This window comes from Pseudomonas sp. PS02302, from assembly GCF_029959585.1.
Classification (GTDB): Bacteria; Pseudomonadota; Gammaproteobacteria; order Pseudomonadales; family Pseudomonadaceae; genus Chryseomonas; species Chryseomonas aestiva.
The window spans coordinates 33,416-51,006 of record NZ_JASCON010000021.1 but is presented as its reverse complement, the minus strand read 5'-3'; the positions used below and the strand labels follow the sequence as shown (position 1 = coordinate 51,006).

Sequence of the window (17,591 nt, the reverse complement as noted above, 5' to 3'; positions counted from 1 at the left end):
TCCCTAGGCTGCGATCCATGCCTTGCACCGGGTCTGCCTGCCATGCCTTCACTCGCCGCTTCCGTCACCTGCCCGCTGCTGCTGATCAGCCTGCTGGGCCTCAGCGGTTGCTCGCTGATCCCCGACTACCAGCGGCCGGCGCTGCCGGTGCCCGCGCACCAGGGTCTGTGGCAACGGCAGGATGCGGCGCCCGCGGCGGTCGTCGACCTCAGTCCGGAGGAGCGCCAACTGCTCGCCGCGGTCAGCGCTGAAGCCCTCCTGCCAGCGCTGGCGAGCCAGGCGCTGGCGGGCAATCGAGACTACCGGATAACCCAGCTCAGGGTCGAGCAGGCGCGGGCGCAACTGGGCGCCCGCCAGGCCGAGCGCTGGCCCACCCTGGGCCTGGCGGTGCAGCGTCCGCGTCAACGCTTCGCCGATCCGGCGCTGGACGAGCGTTACCAGCAGGACCTGGCCACCGCCACCCTGGGCGTGGACGCCTTCGAACTGGATTTCTTCGGCCGCGTGGCCAGCCTGGGCGAAGAAGCCCGCCACCAGCTGCTGGCCAGCGCCTATGGTCAGCAGGCCGCGCGCGGCGCCCTGGTGGTCGAGGTGGCGCGCCTCTTCCTGCTGGCCCGCGAGGCCGATGCCCAGGTCGCCAGCGCCCAGGCCATGGCCGCGCTCAGCGACCAGCTGGTGCGGCGGACCCAGGCGCGCATCGCCGCCGGCGAGCTGGCTCCGGCCGCGCTGGAGCCCCTGACCCAGGCCGCCCTCGAGGCGCGCCAGCAGCTGCAGCAGCGGCTGAGTCAGCGCACCCAGGCCTATGGGGCGCTGGCCTGGGTCACCGGCTACCGGCTGGCGCCCTCGCCCAGCGCTGCGCCTGGCCTCGCCGGTCCTCCGCCGGAGCTGCCCGGCGAGCTGGCCGACCTGCCCTCCAGCCGCCTGCTGGAGCGTCTCGACGTGCGCGCCGCCGAGGAACGTCTGCAGGCGGCCAGCGCCAGCATCGGCGCGGCCCGCGCCGCCTTTTTCCCGAGCATCCGCCTGAGCACCGCGGTGGGTCTGGCCAGTCCGCAATTGCAGGATCTGTTCAGCGCCGGCCGTGGCCTGCGACTGCTGACGCCGTCGCTGTCCCTGCCCCTGTTCGACGGCGGGCGCAACAGCGCCAACCTGGATGCGGCCAGGACTGCTCGCGACCTGGCCCTGGCCGCCTACGAACGCACCCTGCAGGACGCCTTTCGCGAACTGGCCGACGGCCTGGAAGAGCGCCGGCTGCTGCTCGCGCAGCGCCAGACCCTGGACGCCCAGCTGCAGCTGAGCCACCAGCGCCGCCAGCGCCTGGCGCGCCAGTGGCAGGCCGGGGCTGGCGATCCCGGGGCCAGCCTGCAGGCCGGTCTCGACGACCTACGTGCCAGTGAGACGCTGCGCCAGACCGAGCAGGCGCTGCGCCTCAATCGCCTGCGCCTGCACCGCGCCCTGCACGGCCTGGACCACCCTTCCGCCACCTGAGAGGACCTGCCATGACCCGCACCCCCCTGCTGCCGCTGCTGCTCTGCCTGACGCCCCTGGCCAGCCAGGCGGCCGACACCTCGCCCTGGGGCGACCACACCGATGTCAGCCTCGGCCTGGTGGCCGGCGCGGTCAGTCGCTACCTGGGTTCGTCCGACTATCGGCCGCTGCTGCTGCCCCTGGTGGTGGTCCAGCGCGGCCCCTTCTTTGCCGACACCAGTCGCGGCCTCGGCCTGCAATGGCAGTCGGTCCAGGGGCTGACCCTCAGCGGCGCCCTCAACTACGACGTCGGCCGCGATGACCGCGACAACGCCTCGCGGCCAGGCGCTGACCGGCTGCGGGGGATGGGCGAGGTCGACGGCGCCACGGTGCTGGACCTCACCCTGAGCCAGGCGCTGGCGCCCTGGCTCAGTCTCAACGCCGAGAGCGAATGGCGGCTGGCCGGGGCCCAGCGCGGCACTCGCTATCGGCTGGGGGTGGAAGCCATCGGCCTGCACACCGACCAGGACACCCTGGCGCTGGATTTCGACGCCCATGCCGGCGACCGCCGCTTCAACCAGACCTATTTCGGCGTCACCGCCGCCCAGAGCGCCGCCAGCGGCTTCGCTCCGGCGCGGCTCGAGCGGGGCATCTATGCCTATTCCGCCGCGCTGAACTGGTTGCACACCTTCGATCCGCACTGGAGTTCGGTGGCGACCCTGACCACCACCTATTACGGCGACCAGGCACGCGACAGCCCGCTGCGCCAGCGCGCCACCGCCACCACCGCCCAAGTCGCCCTGACCTACAGCTTCTGATCCTGGAGCCCGCCATGCCCGGCCCGCGCCTGACCTCCGCCCTCACCCTCCTCTTGCTGCTCCCCCTGCTGGGCGGCTGCTCACCGGATGAACGCCCCGGTCCGCTGCCCCTGCGCACCGTCAAGCTCGCGCCGGTCGCCCGGCTGACGGCCCAGGCGCCGCTGCTGCCCGGCCTGGTGCGCCAGCCGCGCAGTACGGCGTTGGCCTTCGAGAATGGCGGGCGGGTGCTGCGGGTGGCCGTGGACGTGGGCGCCCGGGTCGCAACCGGTCAGTTGCTCGCCGAGCAGGATGGCGAGCCGGCGCGTCTGCGCCTCGACCAGGCCGGCGCCCGGGTGCAGGCTGCCCGGGTGGAGCTGGACCAGCGCCGCGCCGGGCAGCGACGGGCCCGGCAGCTGTTCGCCGAGGGCAACCTGGCCAAGGCCGAGCTGGAAGGCGCCGACGCCGCCCTGGGCGCAGCCCAGGCGCAGCAACGGGGCGCCGAGGCAGAGCTGGCGCTGGCGCGCCGCGCCCTGGCCCAGACCCGGCTGGTGGCGCCCTTCGCGGGCCAGATCGTCCTGCGCGCGCCGGAGCCGCTGCGACTGCTGGGCGCGGGCGAGACCCTGCTCGGATTGCAGGCCGAGGGTGAACGCCAGGTGGTGGTACAGGTGCCAGCCGCCCTGGCCCAGGGGCTGGCGCCTGGCGCCCAGGCGCAGGCCTACGCCACGCGCGACGGCGCGCCCCTGGCGCTCCGGCTGATCGGTCTCTCACCGCGTGCCGAGCAGGGCCTGCTACAGGAAGCGGTCTTCGCCCTTGGCAGCGAGGCGCCGGCCCTGCCCAGCGGCAGTCTGCTGGACGTGCGCCTGCCGCTGCCGACCCAGACGCAGCTGGCCGTGCCCCTGGGGGCGCTGCTGCCCGGACAGCGCGGCACCGCGGGTCAGGTCTATGTCTACCAGCCGGAGACCCAGCAGGTGAAGCCGCGCCCGGTCACGGTGGCGGCCCTGCAGCAGGGCCAGGCGCTGATCGCCAGCGGTCTCGCCGAGGGCGAGCAGATCGTGGTCGCCGGCGCCGCCTTTCTGCGCGCCGGCGAGCATGTGCTGCCCTATCAGCCCAGCACCGTGCTCACGGGGGAGTAGGCCATGTCCCTGACCGCTTTCGCCCTGCGCCGGGGTCGCCTGGTGCTCTGCATCGCCCTGGCCCTGTTGCTGGGCGGGATCTACGCCTTTCTCGGCTTTCCGTCCCAGGAGGAACCCAGCGTGACCGTGCGCGACGCCCTGGTCAGCGTCGCCCTGCCCGGCCTGACCAGCGACCAGGTGGAGGAACTGCTGGCCAAGCCGCTGGAAGACCGGCTGCGCGAATTGCCCGAAGTCAAGACCCTGGTGACCACCCTGAGACCCGGGCAGGCCATCATCCAGCTCACCGCCCGGGACGAGATCAAGGACCTGCCGGCGCTCTGGCAGCGCGTCCGCAACAAGGTCGCCGAGGTGGCGCCAGGCCTGCCCGAGGGCACCCAGGGCCCGCTGGTGGACGACGATTTCGGGCGGGTGGCGGTGGCGTCCATCGCCGTGACCGCGCCCGGTTTTTCACCGAGCGAACTGCGCCGCGAGGTGGAAGGCCTGCGTCGCGCGCTCTATGGCCTGCCCGGGGTCGACCGTATTGCCCTCTATGGCCTGCAGGACCAGCGCGTCGTCCTGACCCTGGACGCCACGGCGCTGGCCCGCCTGGGCCTGTCGCCCCAGGCGCTACTGGCGCAACTGCGCACCCGCAACGAACTGGTCAGCGGCGGCAGCCTGCGCGCGGGAGAACGCGTGCTCAGCCTGGCCATCAGCGGCGAACTGGCCGATCCCGCCGCGCTGCGCGCCGTACCGATCCAGCTGGCCGAGGGCCGCGCCGTGCCCCTGGCCGAGGTGGCCCAGGTGCGGGTCGAGCCCGCGCAGCCAGTACGCAGCGCCGCCTTCTATCGCGGCGAACGCGCCCTGGTGCTGGGCATCGCCATGACCCCGGGCCGCAACGTCGAAGCCTTCGGCGCCGCGCTGCACGACCGGCTGGAGGCGTTGGCGACCACCCTGCCCACCGGCTTCGCCCTGCATCGGGTGACCTTCCAGGCCGAGGTGGTGCACCACGCCATGGCGCGCATGCAGCACGTGCTGATGGAGACCATGGTGATCGTCATGGCCGTGGTCATGCTGTTCCTGGGCTGGCGCCTGGGGCTGATCGTCGGCGCCATCGTCCCGCTCACGGTGCTGGCGACCCTGCTGGTCATGCGCGCCCTGGGCATCGAATTGCAGACGGTGTCCATCGCCGCGCTGATCCTGGCCCTGGGGCTGCTGGTGGACAATGGCATCGTCATCGCCGAGGACATCGAACGGCGCCTGCGCGCGGGCGAAGAGCGTCGCGCCGCCTGCGCAGCCGCCGGCCGGACCCTGGCCATCCCGCTGCTGACCTCTTCGCTGGTGATCATCCTGGCCTTCTCGCCCTTCTTTCTCGGCCAGACCAGCACCAATGAATACCTGAGGTCCCTGGCCGTGGTGCTGGCGCTGACCCTGCTGGGCTCCTGGGCGCTGAGCCTGACGGTGACGCCGCTGCTCTGCCTGCGCCTGGTGCCGGACCCCAGCCATGGCGGTAGCAGCACCGACAGCGCCCTGCACCGCGGCTATCGCCGTCTGCTGGAGGTCCTGCTGCGGCACCGGCTGGCCTATCTGCTGGCCATGCTCGGGCTGCTGGCCCTGGCCATCCTCAAGGTGCTCAGCCTGCCCTACGACTTCCTGCCGCCCTCGGATCGCAACCAGTTCCAGATCCCCCTGCAGCTGGAGCCGGGCACCTCGGCCCAGCGCACCCTGGAACTCATGCAGGGCTTCAGCCGCTGGCTGGGCGAGGATGCCGATATCGTCGAGAGCATCGGCTACGTCGCCGAGGGCGGACCACGCATCGTGCTGGGCCTGAATCCACCGCTGCCCGGTCCCGATGTCGCCTATTTCACCGTCACCACCCGCCCGGACGCCGATCTCGCCCAGGTCATGGCCCGGGTCGGCGAGCATCTGATTCGGGCCTATCCCGAGGTGCGCGCCCAACCCAAGCGCTTTTCCCTGGGCACCACCGAAAGCGGCCTGGCGGTCTATCGCCTGAGCGGCCCGGACGAGACGGTCCTGCGTCAGCTGGGTGCCAACCTTGCCGACCTGCTCGCCGCCGTCCCCGGGACCCGCGACATCCAGGACGACTGGGGTCCGCGCCTGCTGCGCTACCAGGTCGAGGTCGACCCGGCCCGGGCCCGCGCCGCCGGACTCGACCGGCGCGACCTGGCCCAGGCGCTGCAACTGGCCGGCGACGGCCTGAGCGGCGCCCAGCTCCGCGACGGCCAGTATCCGGTCGAGATTGCGGCGCGCAGCACGCCCCGCGGTGGGGATCCGAGCACCCTGCTGGTCTATCCCCAGCGCGGCGGCGCGCCGCTGCCGCTGGCGGCGGTGGCCCGGATCGAGCTGGCCAGCGAGGCCGGGGTCAAGGTCAGGCGCAACCTGCAGCGCACCCTCACGGTCAGCGCCCGCAATCCCGGCATGACCGCCGCCACCCTGGTCGCCACCCTCGCGCCCCAGTTGCCCACCCTGCAGCTGCCGCCCGGCTACCGCCTGGAGCTGGGTGGCGAGAGCGAGGATTCCGCCGCCGCCAACGACGCCCTGCTGCGCCATCTGCCGCTGGCCGCCGTGGCCATGCTGTTGCTGTTCCTCTGGCAATTCGATTCCTGGCGCAAGGTGCTGATCATCGTCGCCAGCATCCCCTTCATCCTCATCGGCGTGGCCCTGGCGCTGTGGCTGAGCGGCCATCCCTTCGGCTTCATGGCCACCTTCGGCCTGCTGTCCCTGGCCGGCATCATCGTCAACAACGCGGTCTTGCTGCTCGAACGCATAGAAGCCGAACGCCAGGCCGGCAAGCCCCTCGTCCCGGCGCTGCTCGACGCCGCCGGCGAGCGCCTGCGGCCTATCATCATGACCAAGCTCACCTGCATCCTCGGCCTCATCCCGCTGATGCTCTTTGCCGGTCCGCTGTGGACCGGCATGGCCATCAGCATGATCGGCGGCCTGGCGCTGGGCACCCTGGTGACCCTGGGGCTGATCCCGGTGCTCTACGCCCTGCTGTATGGCCGGCGCCAGGACAGCTGAACGAGGCACCGGCGGCGTGGCTGTCCCCCTCCCGCAAGCTCGGGCTCAGGTGGTGGCGCCCAGTTGCCAGGGGACGAATTCGTTCTGCCCGTAGCCGTGCAACTCGCTGCGGCTGCGCTCGCCCGACGCCAGTGCCAGCAGCCGTTCGAAGATGAAGGCGCCGCGCTCTTCCAGGGTGGTGCTGCCGTCCACCAGGCCGCCGCAATCCACATCCATGTCGTCGCGCTGGCTTTCCCAGAGGCGGGTGTTGGTGGCGATCTTCAGCGACGGCGTCGGCGCACAGCCATAGGCCGAGCCCCGGCCGGTGGTGAAGGCGATGAGATTGGCGCCACCCGCCACCTGACCGGTGGCCGAGACCGGGTCGTAGCCGGGGGTGTCCATGAACACCAGGCCCGGGCTGCGCACCGGCTCGGCGTAGCCATAGACCGCCATGAGATCGGTGGAGCCGGCCTTGATCACCGCGCCGAGGGATTTTTCCAGGATGGTGGTCAGGCCACCCGCCTTGTTGCCCGCCGAGGGGTTGTTGTCCAGGCTGGCGCCGAAGCGGGCGCAATAGTCTTCCCACCAGCGGATGCGCTCCACCAGGCGTTCGCCCACCGCCGGGCTGGCGGCGCGCCGGGTGAGCAGGTGTTCGGCGCCGTAGATCTCCGGGGTTTCCGAGAGGATGGCGGTGCCGCCGGCGGCCACCAGCATATCCACCGCCCGACCCAGCGCCGGGTTGGCGCTGATGCCGGAGTAGCCGTCCGAGCCACCGCACTGCAGGCCGAGGATCAGATGGCGGGCACTGACCGGTTCGCGCGCCACCGCATTGGCCGCGGGCAGCAATGCTTCCACCGCGGCGATGCCCCGGGCCACGGTGGCGGTGGTGCCGCCGCTGTCCTGGATAGTGAGGGTGCGCAATCCCGCGTGCTCGCTGAGGCCCTGATCGGCCAGCAGCGTGGGGATCTGGTTGGCTTCGCAACCCAGGCCGATGAACAGCACCGCGGCGAAGTTGGGATGGGACGCATAGCCGCCCAGGGTCCGGCGCAGCACCGCCATGCCCTCGCCCTGGGTATCGATGCCACAGCCGACGCCATGGGTCAGGGCGACCACGCCGTCGACGTTGGGATAAGGCCCCAGCGCCGCGGGATGGACGTCGCGGCGGAAATGGTCGGCCACCGCCCGGGCCACCGTGGCCGAGCAATTCACCGAGGTGAGGATGCCGATGTAGTTGCGGGTCGCCACCCGGCCATCCGGGCGGACGATGCCGAGAAAGCTGCGCTCGATGGGCGCCGGGGCGCCACGGGCCTCGATCCCGAAGGCGTGCTCGCGGGTGAAGTCGCCCATGGCCAGGTTGTGCACGTGCACATGGCTGCCGGCGGCGATGGCCTCGCGGGCGAAGCCGATGATCTGGCCATAGCGGCGTACCGGTGCGCCTGCGGCGATGGCGCGCACGGCGACCTTGTGGCCAGCCGGCACCGGCTCGCGGACCTGCACGCCCTCCTCCGGCAATTCGAGGCCCGGCACCAGCGCCTGGCGGGCGATCAGTACATCGTCTTGCGGATGCAGGCGCAGGGTGGCGCGGGCAGCGGCCGCGGCGCCGCTGCGGGTGATCAATTCCATAGGGGTCTCCACGTCAGCATTCGAGGTAGGCCTTGACCGCGCCGGTGGCGGGGTCCGGCACGAGGTATATCCGAGAGACGCCGATCCGCATCAGTCACGCGCCTCTTCCAGCCGCCGCACGGCCTGTTCCACGCCGCGCAATTCCGCCAGGCCCTTGAGCCGGCCGATCAGCGAATAGCCGGGATTGGTCCGCCGCCCCTGGTCGTCCAGCAGCTGGTGGCCGTGGTCCGGACGCATGGGCAGCCGCGCGCCGCCTGCGCGTTCGCGGCGACGCTCCTCGCGTACCAGTTCGCGGATCACCCCGACCATGTCCACGTCGCCGTCCAGGTGATGGGCCTCGTGGAAACTGCGCGGATCCGCCTCGCGGCGGGTCGCCCGCAGGTGGACGAAGTGGATGCGCGGCGCGAATTGGCGGGCCATGGCCACCAGGTCGTTGTCGGCGCGCACGCCATAGGAGCCGGTACAGAAGGTCAGCCCGTTGGCCGGGCTCGGTACCGCGTCCAGCAGCCACTGGGCGTCGGTGGCGGTGGAGACCACCCGTGGCAGCCCCAGCAGCGGGCGCGGCGGATCGTCCGGGTGCACCCCCAGACGAATGCCCACCTCTTCCGCCACCGGCACTACGGCCTGGAGAAAGACCGCCAGATGCTCGCGCAGCCGCGCGGCATCGATGCCGGCATAGGTGGCCAGCAGGGTGCGCAGGTCGGCGACCGAGTAGCCCTCCTCGGCGCCCGGCAGACCGGCGATGAGGGTCCGCACCAGCTCCTCGCGCCCGGCGTCGTCGAGCCCGGCGTGATGGCGGCGCGCGCGTTCGATCTCCTCGGCGGCGTACTCGGCCTCGGCGCCCTCCCGCTGCAGGATGCAGAGATCGAAGGCGGCGAAAGCGTCCTGATCGAATCTCAGCGCCCAGCCGCCGTCAGGCAGTCGATGGGCCAGCTGGGTGCGGGTCCAGTCCAGCACCGGCATGAAGTTGTAGCAGACCACGTCGATACCGCACTGGGCGAGATTGCGCAGGCTCTGTCGATAGTTGTCCAGATAGCGCTCGCGCCCCGGCAGGCCGCGCTTGATGTCTTCGTGGACCGGGATGCTTTCCACCACCAACCAGGTCAGTCCCGCCGCCTCGATCAGCGCCTTGCGCTCGGCGATGGCCGCCAGCGGCCAGACCTCGCCATTGGGAATCTCGTGCAGCGCCGTGACGATGCCGGTGGCCCCGGTCTGGCGGATGTCGGCGAGGGAGATGGGATCGCGCGGGCCGAACCAGCGCCAGGTGTGTTCCATGTCAGACTCCTTGTTCGGTGAGATCGGCAATGGCCGCGGCGATACCCGCCGTGGCGATGCGCGCGTGGGCCCGTCGCACCGCGTCGCCAAAGACGGGTTGCGCGACCAGGGCCGGTGGAAAGATCTCGGTCAGCGCCAGTACGGCATCCACCCGCGCCGCGCCAGCAGGCAAGGCGGCCAGGGTGGCGCGCAGGGGATCGTCCAGCGCCTCGCCCTCCCCTTCACCATAGTGAATCCAGGCCGCCACCCCGAGCGCGGTGCAGGCCAGTTCGCCACCTTGCTCCAGCAGCCGCTGGGCGCCCAGCAGCCAGCGCTGGGGCAGCTTCTGCGAGCCGTCCATGGCGATCTGCCGCAGGCGGTGCTGCAGGGCGTCGTTACGGAAGCGCCCGACCAGCGCCGCGGCGTAGGCCTGCAGATCCACGCCCTCCGGCATGTCCAGGGTCGGCGCCGCCTCGCGACTCATATAGCGGTGCACCAGCGCCGCCAGGCGTTCGTCGGCCATGGCCTCGGCCACGGTGCCGTGACCGGCCAGGCTGCCGACATAGGCCAGCAGGGTATGACTGCCATTGAGCAGGCGCAGCTTCATGGTCTCGAAGGGGCGGACGTCCGCCACCATCTGCACCCCTTCCCGTTCCCAGTCCGGGCGCCCTTGCGGAAAGCGGTCCTCGACCACCCACTGGCTGAAAGCCTCGCCCACCACGGCGGCCGGATCATCGCAGCCAAGGTCGCGCAGCCGCGCGAAGGCCGCCTCGTCCATGGCCGGGACGATGCGATCCACCATGCTGCAGGGAAAGGCCACGGTGGTGGCGATCCAGGCCGCCAGCCCGGCGTCCTGGGCCTCGGCGAGGGACACCACCGCCTGGCGGGTCCGCTGGCCGTTGTCCGGCATGTTGTCGCAGCAGAGCACGGTGAAGGGCGCGATACCGGCCGCACGACGCCGGCGCAGGCCTTCCACCAGCAGCCCCGGCGCGGTGCGCGGCGCCCGCGGCTCGGTCAGGTCATGGACGATGCCGGGATCGTCGCGGCGCAGGGCGCCGCTGGCCGGACTCAGGCAATAGCCCTTTTCCGTGACCGTCAGGGTGACGATGCGCACCCCGGGATCGGCCAGCCGCGCCAGCAGGGCCTCGCGCCCGGCCCCGCCGTCGCCGGCGTAGAGCACCTCGCGCAGGGCGCCGATCTCGCGCAGCACCCCTTCGCGCCGGTTGCGGTATTCCGCCACGTGATAGCGGCCCTGCTGGGCGTTCAGGGTCTCCACCAGCGCCCGCCCCGATCTCAGGTTGGCGCTGCACAGGCCCCAGGCGCCGCCGCCGTGGCGGGCCAGGTTGCGCTCCAGGTAGACCGCCTGGTGGGCGCGATGGAAGGCGCCCAGCCCCAGGTGGACGATGCCGATGGCCGGCGCCGGATAGCGCGAGGGAATGCGTTCGAAATCGCTCATCGGACGCCTCCGGTAGCCAGCGTGGCGGGTGCCTCCGCCGGCCGCTCGGCCAGCGGCTTGACGAAGCGCGCCACGCACAGCGAACCGATCACGGTCAGGGCGCCGGCGAGCAGGAAGGCACTGGTGAAGGCGCCGGTGAATTGCACCAGATAGCCGGTCACCGCCGGGCCGATGATGCCCGAGGTGTTGGCCAGGAAGTGCATGAAACCGCTCACCCCGCCCACCCGCGCCGCCGGCACCGTGTCCTGGATGATCGCCCAGTAGATGGCGCCGGTCAGATAGAGGAAGAACACCGAGAGCGCCACCAGGGCCACCGCGGCATAGAGGGTGCTGACCAGGCCGGCCACGCCGATGCACAGAGCGCAGGCCAGCAGGCAGGTCACCAGCACCACCTTGCGCGAGAGCATCAGGCGACCGGTCTTGCGGAACACCCAGTCGGACAGATAGCCGCCCACCGCCAGGCCGATGAAGCCGAGCACCCAGGGGATCACCGTGGCGATGCTCATGTCCTTCACATTGAGGCCGTAGGCCTGGATCAGGTAGCTGGGGAACCAGGTCAGGAAGAAGAACAGGGTGTAGTTGTAGGCGAAGAATGCCAGGGCGGTGAACAGTACCGTGGGCTGGCGCAGATAGTACTTGAGCGGTCGCACCTCGGTATCCACCACGGCCACGGCGCGCTCCTCGGCGGCGATGTCGGCGGCCAGCTGGCCGGTGGGCTTGTCCTTGATCCAGAGGTACCAGGCCACCGCCCAGACGAAGCCGATCAGCATGATGACGACGAAGGACACCTTCCAGCCGTAGGTCACCGCGATCACCCCGACGATGGGGCCGGAGATGGCGCCGCCCAGGGGCGTGCCCGACATCGACAGGCCCAGGGTGCGACCCCGGTTATGAGGCGCGTACCAGTTGTTGACCATCTTGCTGGTGGAGACGCTCAGGGGCCCCTCGGCCATGCCGAACAGCACCCGGATCACGATCAGCGCGGCGAAGCCCGAGGCCAGCACCGTCAGGCCGCTGAACGCCGACCAGAGCACCATGGCCAGCAGCAGCGTGGTCTTGGCGCCATAGCGATCGGCGGCCCAGCCGCCAATGAAGTTGAACGCTGCATAGCCGACGAAGAAGGCGCTGAACAGCAGCCCCATTTCCCCGGCGCCCAGCCCGAAGTCCTTCTGGATCAGGGGCGCTGCCACCGACAGCGCCGAGCGATCCAGATAGTTGACGACCCCCGCCAGGAACAGCATGACGAGTACCAGTCCACGACCTTGTCCAGCCATTTGTTACCTCCCGCTCATTGTCTTTATTCGGTAAGGCATCGGAACGGCGCCCCTTGAGGCGCGCGCGTTGTCAGACGTTGCCACCCCACTGCACCAGCACCTTGCGCGTCTGCTCGGGATGCCTTTCGATCAGCTCGATGGCGCCCGGCATCTCCTGGCTGGCCACCTGGTGGCTGATCAGCGCCGCGGCATCCAGCTTGCCCGCCGCCAGCAGCTCGATGACCCGCGGAAAGCGGCCGTTGTTGAGCCGCGAACCCACCAGGGTCAGTTCCTTCTTGATGATCTCGAGCTGCACCAGCTCGCTGGGCGTGGCGCTGAAGCCCAGCAGGCCGATGCGCCCGGCCGGCGACGCCAGCCGGACGATCTCCGGCAGCAGGGCCGGATGGCAGGCGGCGTCGACGATCAGCGGCACGCCCTCGCCGCCGGTGGCCTCGCGCAGCGCCGCTTCGACGTTGGTCTCGCGGCCATTGAGGGTACGGGTCGCGCCCAGGGCCCGGGCGGTGGCCAGGCGATCGTCCAGCACATCGGTCACGGTGATATCGGCGATGCCCAGCGCCCTGGCCATCTGCACCAGGGTCAGGCCGATCACGCCGGCGCCGTAGATAAGCAGGGAATCCCCGGGCAGGAACTGCATCCGCTCCAGCACATTGAGGGCGATGCTGTAGGGCTCGACCAGAGCGGCCTGGGCCAGCGGCAAACCGGGCGGCAGGCGATGGGCATTGGCCGCGGGCACGCAGACCTCTTCGCTGAAGCCGCCATCACGGTGCACCCCCAGCACCTGCAGGCGACTGCAGACATTGGGCCGGCCGATGCGGCAGGGATAGCAGCTGCCGCAGGCGATCACCGGATCGACGCAGACCGGATCGCCCACCGCCAGGCCGCTCACACCCGCGCCCAGCTCGCGCACAACGCCGGCGAATTCGTGGCCGGTGACGCGGGGAAAGCGCACGAAGGCGTTCTGCCCGTGGATGATGTGCATGTCCGAGCCGCAGATGCCGGCATAGGCCACCCCGACGCGGACCTCGCCGGGTGCCAGCGTGGGTACCGCGACCTCTTCGATGCTGAATTCATGAGGTGCTCTGACCTGAAAGGCTTTCATCCGGGATTCCTCGCTCACCAGTGCCACAGGGTGCCATCCACCAGCCGGTTCACCGGCAGGCTGGCGCGTTGGTACGGATAGCGGGCGGCGAGGTCTTCATCGATGTCCACGCCGTGGCCGGGCACCTCGCCCGGGGTGAAATGGCCGTCCGCGAAGCGATAGGCATGGGGAAAGACTTCCTCGATGCGCGCCTCGTGGGGCATGTGCTCCTGGATGCCGAAGTTGGGCACCCAGGTGTCGAAGTGCAGCGCCGCGCCCATGCACACCGGCGACAGGTCGGTGGCGCCATGGAAGCCGGTGCGCACCTGGTAGAGCGCCGCGAGGTCGGCGATGCGCCTCATGTGGGTGATGCCGCCGGCATGCACCAGGGTGGCACGGATATAGTCGATCAACTGCTCCTGGATCAGCTCGCGACAGTCGTGGATGGAGTTGAACACCTCGCCCACCGCCAGCGGCGTGGTGGTGTGCTGGCGGATCAGGCGGAAGGCCTCCTGGTTTTCCGCCGGGGTGCAGTCCTCCAGCCAGAACAGGTTGTATTCCTCGACCCTCTTGCCCAGCCGCCCCGCCTCGATGGGCGTCAGCCGGTGGTGCACGTCGTGCAGCAGGTGCAGGTCGTCGCCGAAGCGCTCGCGCACCGCGGCGAACAGCTTGGGTACGTGATTGAGGTCCTTGGCGGTGTCCCAGACGTGCTCGGCCGGCAGATCGCTGTCGGCCGGCTCGTAGCGCTCGCCTTCGCGCTTGGCCACGCCATAGGTGGTGGGAATGCCCGGCACGCCGCACTGCACCCGCACCGCGCGATAGCCCTGCTCCACATGGCGGGCGACCTCGTCCAGGCAGCTCTCGATGTCCTTGCCGGTGGCGTGGCCATAGACCATCACCCGCTCGCGACTCTTGCCGCCGAGCAGCTGGTACAGCGGCATACCAGCGGCCTTGGCCTTGAGGTCCCAGAGCGCCACGTCCACCGCGGCGATGGCGGTCATGGTGACCGGTCCGCGGCGCCAGTAGGCGCCCCGGTAGAGGTACTGCCAGATGTCTTCGATGCGATGGGCATCGCGACCGATCAGCGCCGGCAGCACGTGCTCTTCCAGATAGGCCACCACCGCCAGCTCGCGGCCATTGAGGGTGGCGTCGCCGAGGCCATAAAGACCTTCGTCGGTGACGATCTTGAGGGTGACCAGGTTGCGACCGGGACAGGTGACGATGACGCGGGCTTCGGTGATCTTCATGGCTTCAGGCCTGGGCAGTGAGAGCGGGAATCAGGGGCGGCAGCGCCGGCATGGCCGCGCGTGGAATGAGCGCACCGGGATGCTGGATGACCGTAGCCGCCAGGCGATGACCCCAGGCGGCGGCCGCCTCGGGGGCCCCGCCCTGGAGGCGGCAGGCCAGGTAGGCGGCGCTGAAGGAATCCCCGGCGGCGGTGGTGTCCACCACCCGGGCCACGGCTTCGCCGGCCACCTCCTGGCGCCCCTGGCGATGCTGCAGCAGGCAGCTGCGCGCACCGCGCTTGAGCGCCACCTCGGCCACGCCCCATTCGGCGTACTGGGCGAACAGCGCCGCCTCGTCGGCGAAGCCGAACAGCGCGGCGTCGTCTTCCCAGGTCACCAGCGCCACATCGGTGAGGTGCAACAGCCGGTGATAGGCCGTGCGCGCCGCCTGCAGGTTCGGCCACAGCCGCGGCCGGTAGTTGTTATCGAAGACGATGCGGGTGCCGGCGGCGCGCGCCTGGCGTAGCGCCTCCAGCAACCGCTCCCGCCCGGTGTCGGTCAACACCGCCAGACTGATGCCGCTGAGATAGAGCACCTGGTACTCCGCCAGGGCCGCCAGCAGCGGCTGGGCCTCGGCGCCGTCGAAACATTCCCGCGCCGCCGCCTCTCCGCGCCAATAGAGAAAGCGCCGCTCGCCGTCGGCATCGGTCTGGATCAGATAGAGTCCCGGCAGACGCCCGGGCAGCACCCGCACCCGCGCGTCACTCAGCCCCTCCTCGCGCCAGCGGGCGCGCATGGCCTGGCTCAGGCTGTCGTCGCCCACCGCGGTGAGGTAATCGACCTGCACCGGGTCATCCCCGAGCAGCCGCCGCAGATAGACGGCGGCATTGAGGGTGTCACCGCCAAAGGCCTGGCCCAGCTGGCCATCCCCCTGGCTGCGCAACTCGACCATGCATTCGCCGATGAGGCCGATGCGGGTCAGGGGGGACGAAACGAGGGGTAGCGTCATGCAGACTCCTGAAGGTGGTCCGGAACCCGCACGCGGCAGGCGGACACCGCCAGGCCGGTCACGCCGGGATCGAGGCGAAAGGTGCGCCCGGCCAGGGGTTGCGCCTGGCGGGCGGAATCATCGAGGCCCACCCGGGCGGTGGTGATCAGCAGCTGCTCCAGGCGCTCGCCGTAGAAGACGCAGGAGGTCACCCGCGCCACCGGCAGCTCCACCCAGGCGAGCAGTTCGCCTTCGGCGCTCCAGCGACTCAGGCGGTAGCCGTCCCAGTGGGCAATCCACAGCGCCCCCTCGCTGTCCACGGCCAGGCCATCGGGCACGCCGGGCTGCTCGCCGAAGTCGATGAGGGTGCGCCCGCAGCCGAGCGCGCCGCTGGCGAGATCGAAATCGAAGGCCTGCACCCGGCGGGTGGGCGAATCTATGTAGTAGAAGGTACGGTTGTCCGGACTCCAGCCCAGGCCGTTGGACACGGTGATGCCGTCGAGCATCGGCTGCAGCTGGCCATCCAGGTCCAGGCGATACAGCCGGCCGCCGCCGGGCGCCTCGTCGAGCAGCGTGGTACCCAGCCAGAAACGACCGAGCGCATCGCACTTGCCGTCATTGAAGCGGTGCTGCGCTCCATGGACCGCCTGGGGCGGCTGCGCGATCGGCACCGGCTGGGAGGCACCGGCGGCCAGGCGCCAGACGCCATCGCTCAGGGCCAGCCAGGTGGAGCCGTCGACGTGGGGCACGGCGCAACCCAGCGGTCGGCCGAAGCCCAGTATCTCGACCGGGGCCGCCGGCTGGGGCGCCGCGCGCAACAGCCGCCCCGCGAGGATATCCACCCACAGCAGCCGCTGCTGCCGGGTATCCCAGACCGGGCCTTCGCCCAGTTCATCGCGATGATCGAACAGGCATTCAGGCGGCGCCATGCCGGGTCTCCTCCACGAAGCGCAGCGGTATCAGCGCCAGCAGGCAGCTCAGGGCGAGCATGGCGTAGCTCCAGTGCCAGCCGAAATGCTCGATCACGTAACCGGCCACCGGCCCCACCAGAAAGCCCGCCAGGCCCAGCCCCACGCCGATGAGCAGCCCCAGGCCGCTGCCGGCCGCACGCGGCGAGGAATCCACCGCCAGCGAATAGAGCACCACATAGGGCGAATTGCGGAACAGGCCCCAGGCCAGCAGCAGGGTCCAGGCCATGGCGCGGCTGTCGATGAACATGCACAGGGCGACGCAGATCGAGAAGCCGACGGTCAGGATCCCCAGGGCGAACTTGCGGCCGCGGTGATCACTCAGGGTCCCCCAGAAGATCTGCCCCGCCCAGCCCACCAGTCCCGAGGCGCCCGAGATCACCGCGGCCTCGGCCAGGCTCAGCCCCAGCTGACTGGTGAGCTGGTAGGTCAGAAAGGTGGCCACGCCCATCTCGGTCCAGAGAAACAGGAAGTTCATCACCAGGCAGAGGCGCACGTTGCGCTCGGCGAAGGCCAGGCGCAGGTTGGTCAGCGGATTGCGCGAGACGGGCGCGGCGGTATCGACCGGAACGGTCAGCCCCTCCTCGCGGATCCAGGCATAGACCTGCTCCTCGTTGCGGCGGCGGCCCAGGTAGAGCTGCAACAGAATGATCGGCAGGCCGATCAGCGGGATCCAGAGAAAGGTGGCGCGCCAGTCGCCATTGGCCAGGATCAGCCCCATCAGGACCGGACCGACGAATTGCCCCAGGGGCATGCCGGTGTGGTGGACGCCGAGCGCGAAGCCGCGATTTTCCTTTTGCCAGAATTCGCTGGCCACGGCGATGTTGACCGGCTCCATGGCGCCGGTGCCCAGGCCCATGGTGAATCTCAGCACCTGCAGGGCGCCCAGCGAACGGGCATAGAAGGTGGCGAAGGCCGAGCCTATAGTCAGGGCGCAGGCCCCCACCCAGCTCCAGGCACGGCGGTGGCCGGTGCCGACGCTGTCGGCCAGCACGCCCACCACCAGGGCGCCGATCAGGGTGCCGACGAAACTCAGCGAACTGAGCCAGCCACCCTGGGCGGCGTCCAGGCCGAATTCCTGCATGATCGCCGGCAAGACGGTCGGCAGCAGCTGGCGATCCACCGAGATCATCAGCATCGCCAGGGTGGTGATGCCGAGCATCTGCCAGGACACCGGATGGGCACGGGGCAGCCAGCCTGGGGTACGAGCAGCAGGCGCCAGAGCGCCCGGGACTTTGGTCATGGATTTCATCGTCGCAGGTTCCGTTGTTGTTTTTGTTCACACCCCCGGCGACCGCCAGCGGTGGAAAGAGACCCTTACGCGCGAAATACTTTG

Annotated in this window: 13 protein-coding genes; 4 read left to right on the top strand and 9 right to left on the bottom strand. The window is 70.5% G+C overall.

What is annotated here, in order from left to right; all coding sequences use genetic code 11:
* Nucleotides 1–42 precede the first annotated feature (42 nt).
* From QMX82_RS09625 to QMX82_RS09610, 4 genes are read left to right on the top strand one after another with little or no spacing between them, the layout of a single operon-like run.
* Nucleotides 43–1,482 carry a TolC family protein gene (locus QMX82_RS09625; RefSeq protein WP_282282736.1) on the top strand — a complete coding sequence of 480 codons (1,440 nt, stop codon included), beginning with the start codon at nt 43–45 and terminating at the stop codon, nt 1,480–1,482.
* A gap of 11 nt (nt 1,483–1,493) precedes the next feature.
* Nucleotides 1,494–2,279, top strand: a complete 786-nt coding sequence (locus tag QMX82_RS09620) for a MipA/OmpV family protein (RefSeq protein WP_282282734.1) — start codon at nt 1,494–1,496, stop codon at nt 2,277–2,279.
* Between the two features lie 14 nt (nt 2,280–2,293).
* Nucleotides 2,294–3,391, top strand: coding sequence for an efflux RND transporter periplasmic adaptor subunit (locus QMX82_RS09615; RefSeq protein WP_282282732.1), 1,098 nt, complete (start codon nt 2,294–2,296; stop codon nt 3,389–3,391).
* A gap of 3 nt (nt 3,392–3,394) precedes the next feature.
* Nucleotides 3,395–6,409, top strand: a complete 3,015-nt coding sequence (locus QMX82_RS09610) for an efflux RND transporter permease subunit (protein WP_282282730.1) — start codon at nt 3,395–3,397, stop codon at nt 6,407–6,409.
* Nucleotides 6,410–6,454: 45 nt separating this feature from the next.
* Here QMX82_RS09610 and QMX82_RS09605 read toward each other — a convergent pair whose 3' ends face one another.
* The 9 genes from QMX82_RS09605 to QMX82_RS09565 all read right to left on the bottom strand — a co-directional run bounded on the left by QMX82_RS09605 (nt 6,455) and on the right by QMX82_RS09565 (nt 17,498).
* On the bottom strand, nt 6,455–8,011 hold the full coding sequence (locus QMX82_RS09605) for a UxaA family hydrolase (RefSeq protein WP_282282728.1): 1,557 nt from the start codon (nt 8,009–8,011) through the stop codon (nt 6,455–6,457).
* A 90-nt stretch (nt 8,012–8,101) separates the two neighbouring features.
* Complete coding sequence (gene uxuA, locus QMX82_RS09600) at nt 8,102–9,286, bottom strand: mannonate dehydratase (RefSeq protein ID WP_282282726.1); 1,185 nt, start codon at nt 9,284–9,286, stop codon at nt 8,102–8,104.
* Nucleotide 9,287: 1 nt separating this feature from the next.
* Nucleotides 9,288–10,721 (bottom strand): mannitol dehydrogenase family protein, encoded by a 1,434-nt coding sequence (locus QMX82_RS09595; protein ID WP_282282725.1) that lies wholly within the window; start codon nt 10,719–10,721, stop codon nt 9,288–9,290.
* On the bottom strand, nt 10,718–11,995 hold the full coding sequence (locus QMX82_RS09590) for an MFS transporter (RefSeq protein ID WP_282282723.1): 1,278 nt from the start codon (nt 11,993–11,995) through the stop codon (nt 10,718–10,720). Before QMX82_RS09590 ends, QMX82_RS09595 begins: the two co-directional genes overlap by 4 nt.
* Nucleotides 11,996–12,065: 70 nt before the next feature.
* Nucleotides 12,066–13,094 (bottom strand): Zn-dependent oxidoreductase, encoded by a 1,029-nt coding sequence (locus QMX82_RS09585; protein ID WP_282282722.1) that lies wholly within the window; start codon nt 13,092–13,094, stop codon nt 12,066–12,068.
* Nucleotides 13,095–13,108: 14 nt separating this feature from the next.
* Entirely contained in the window at nt 13,109–14,320 is a 1,212-nt protein-coding gene (gene manD, locus QMX82_RS09580) for a D-mannonate dehydratase ManD (RefSeq protein ID WP_282282720.1), read from the bottom strand.
* A 4-nt stretch (nt 14,321–14,324) separates the two neighbouring features.
* The gene (locus QMX82_RS09575; RefSeq protein ID WP_282282718.1) at nt 14,325–15,308 is read right to left on the bottom strand and encodes a sugar kinase; all 984 of its coding nucleotides are present in this window, start codon (nt 15,306–15,308) and stop codon (nt 14,325–14,327) included.
* Entirely contained in the window at nt 15,305–16,216 is a 912-nt protein-coding gene (locus QMX82_RS09570; protein WP_282282716.1) for an SMP-30/gluconolactonase/LRE family protein, read from the bottom strand. Before QMX82_RS09570 ends, QMX82_RS09575 begins: the two co-directional genes overlap by 4 nt.
* Nucleotides 16,203–17,498, bottom strand: a complete 1,296-nt coding sequence (locus QMX82_RS09565; protein WP_282282714.1) for an MFS transporter — start codon at nt 17,496–17,498, stop codon at nt 16,203–16,205. Before QMX82_RS09565 ends, QMX82_RS09570 begins: the two co-directional genes overlap by 14 nt.
* Nucleotides 17,499–17,591 lie beyond the last annotated feature (93 nt).

What these genes read in the sequence shown, in the direction of transcription:
- QMX82_RS09625 (WP_282282736.1), top strand. Translation starts at nt 43, where the DNA reads ATGCCTTCACTCGCCGCTTCCGTCACCTGCCCGCTGCTGCTGATCAGC.
- QMX82_RS09620 (WP_282282734.1), top strand. Translation starts at nt 1,494, where the DNA reads ATGACCCGCACCCCCCTGCTGCCGCTGCTGCTCTGCCTGACGCCCCTG.
- QMX82_RS09615 (WP_282282732.1), top strand. Translation starts at nt 2,294, where the DNA reads ATGCCCGGCCCGCGCCTGACCTCCGCCCTCACCCTCCTCTTGCTGCTC.
- QMX82_RS09610 (WP_282282730.1), top strand. Translation starts at nt 3,395, where the DNA reads ATGTCCCTGACCGCTTTCGCCCTGCGCCGGGGTCGCCTGGTGCTCTGC.
- QMX82_RS09605 (WP_282282728.1), bottom strand. Translation starts at nt 8,011, where the DNA reads ATGGAATTGATCACCCGCAGCGGCGCCGCGGCCGCTGCCCGCGCCACC.
- uxuA (WP_282282726.1), bottom strand. Translation starts at nt 9,286, where the DNA reads ATGGAACACACCTGGCGCTGGTTCGGCCCGCGCGATCCCATCTCCCTC.
- QMX82_RS09595 (WP_282282725.1), bottom strand. Translation starts at nt 10,721, where the DNA reads ATGAGCGATTTCGAACGCATTCCCTCGCGCTATCCGGCGCCGGCCATC.
- QMX82_RS09590 (WP_282282723.1), bottom strand. Translation starts at nt 11,995, where the DNA reads ATGGCTGGACAAGGTCGTGGACTGGTACTCGTCATGCTGTTCCTGGCG.
- QMX82_RS09585 (WP_282282722.1), bottom strand. Translation starts at nt 13,094, where the DNA reads ATGAAAGCCTTTCAGGTCAGAGCACCTCATGAATTCAGCATCGAAGAG.
- manD (WP_282282720.1), bottom strand. Translation starts at nt 14,320, where the DNA reads ATGAAGATCACCGAAGCCCGCGTCATCGTCACCTGTCCCGGTCGCAAC.
- QMX82_RS09575 (WP_282282718.1), bottom strand. Translation starts at nt 15,308, where the DNA reads ATGACGCTACCCCTCGTTTCGTCCCCCCTGACCCGCATCGGCCTCATC.
- QMX82_RS09570 (WP_282282716.1), bottom strand. Translation starts at nt 16,216, where the DNA reads ATGGCGCCGCCTGAATGCCTGTTCGATCATCGCGATGAACTGGGCGAA.
- QMX82_RS09565 (WP_282282714.1), bottom strand. Translation starts at nt 17,498, where the DNA reads ATGACCAAAGTCCCGGGCGCTCTGGCGCCTGCTGCTCGTACCCCAGGC.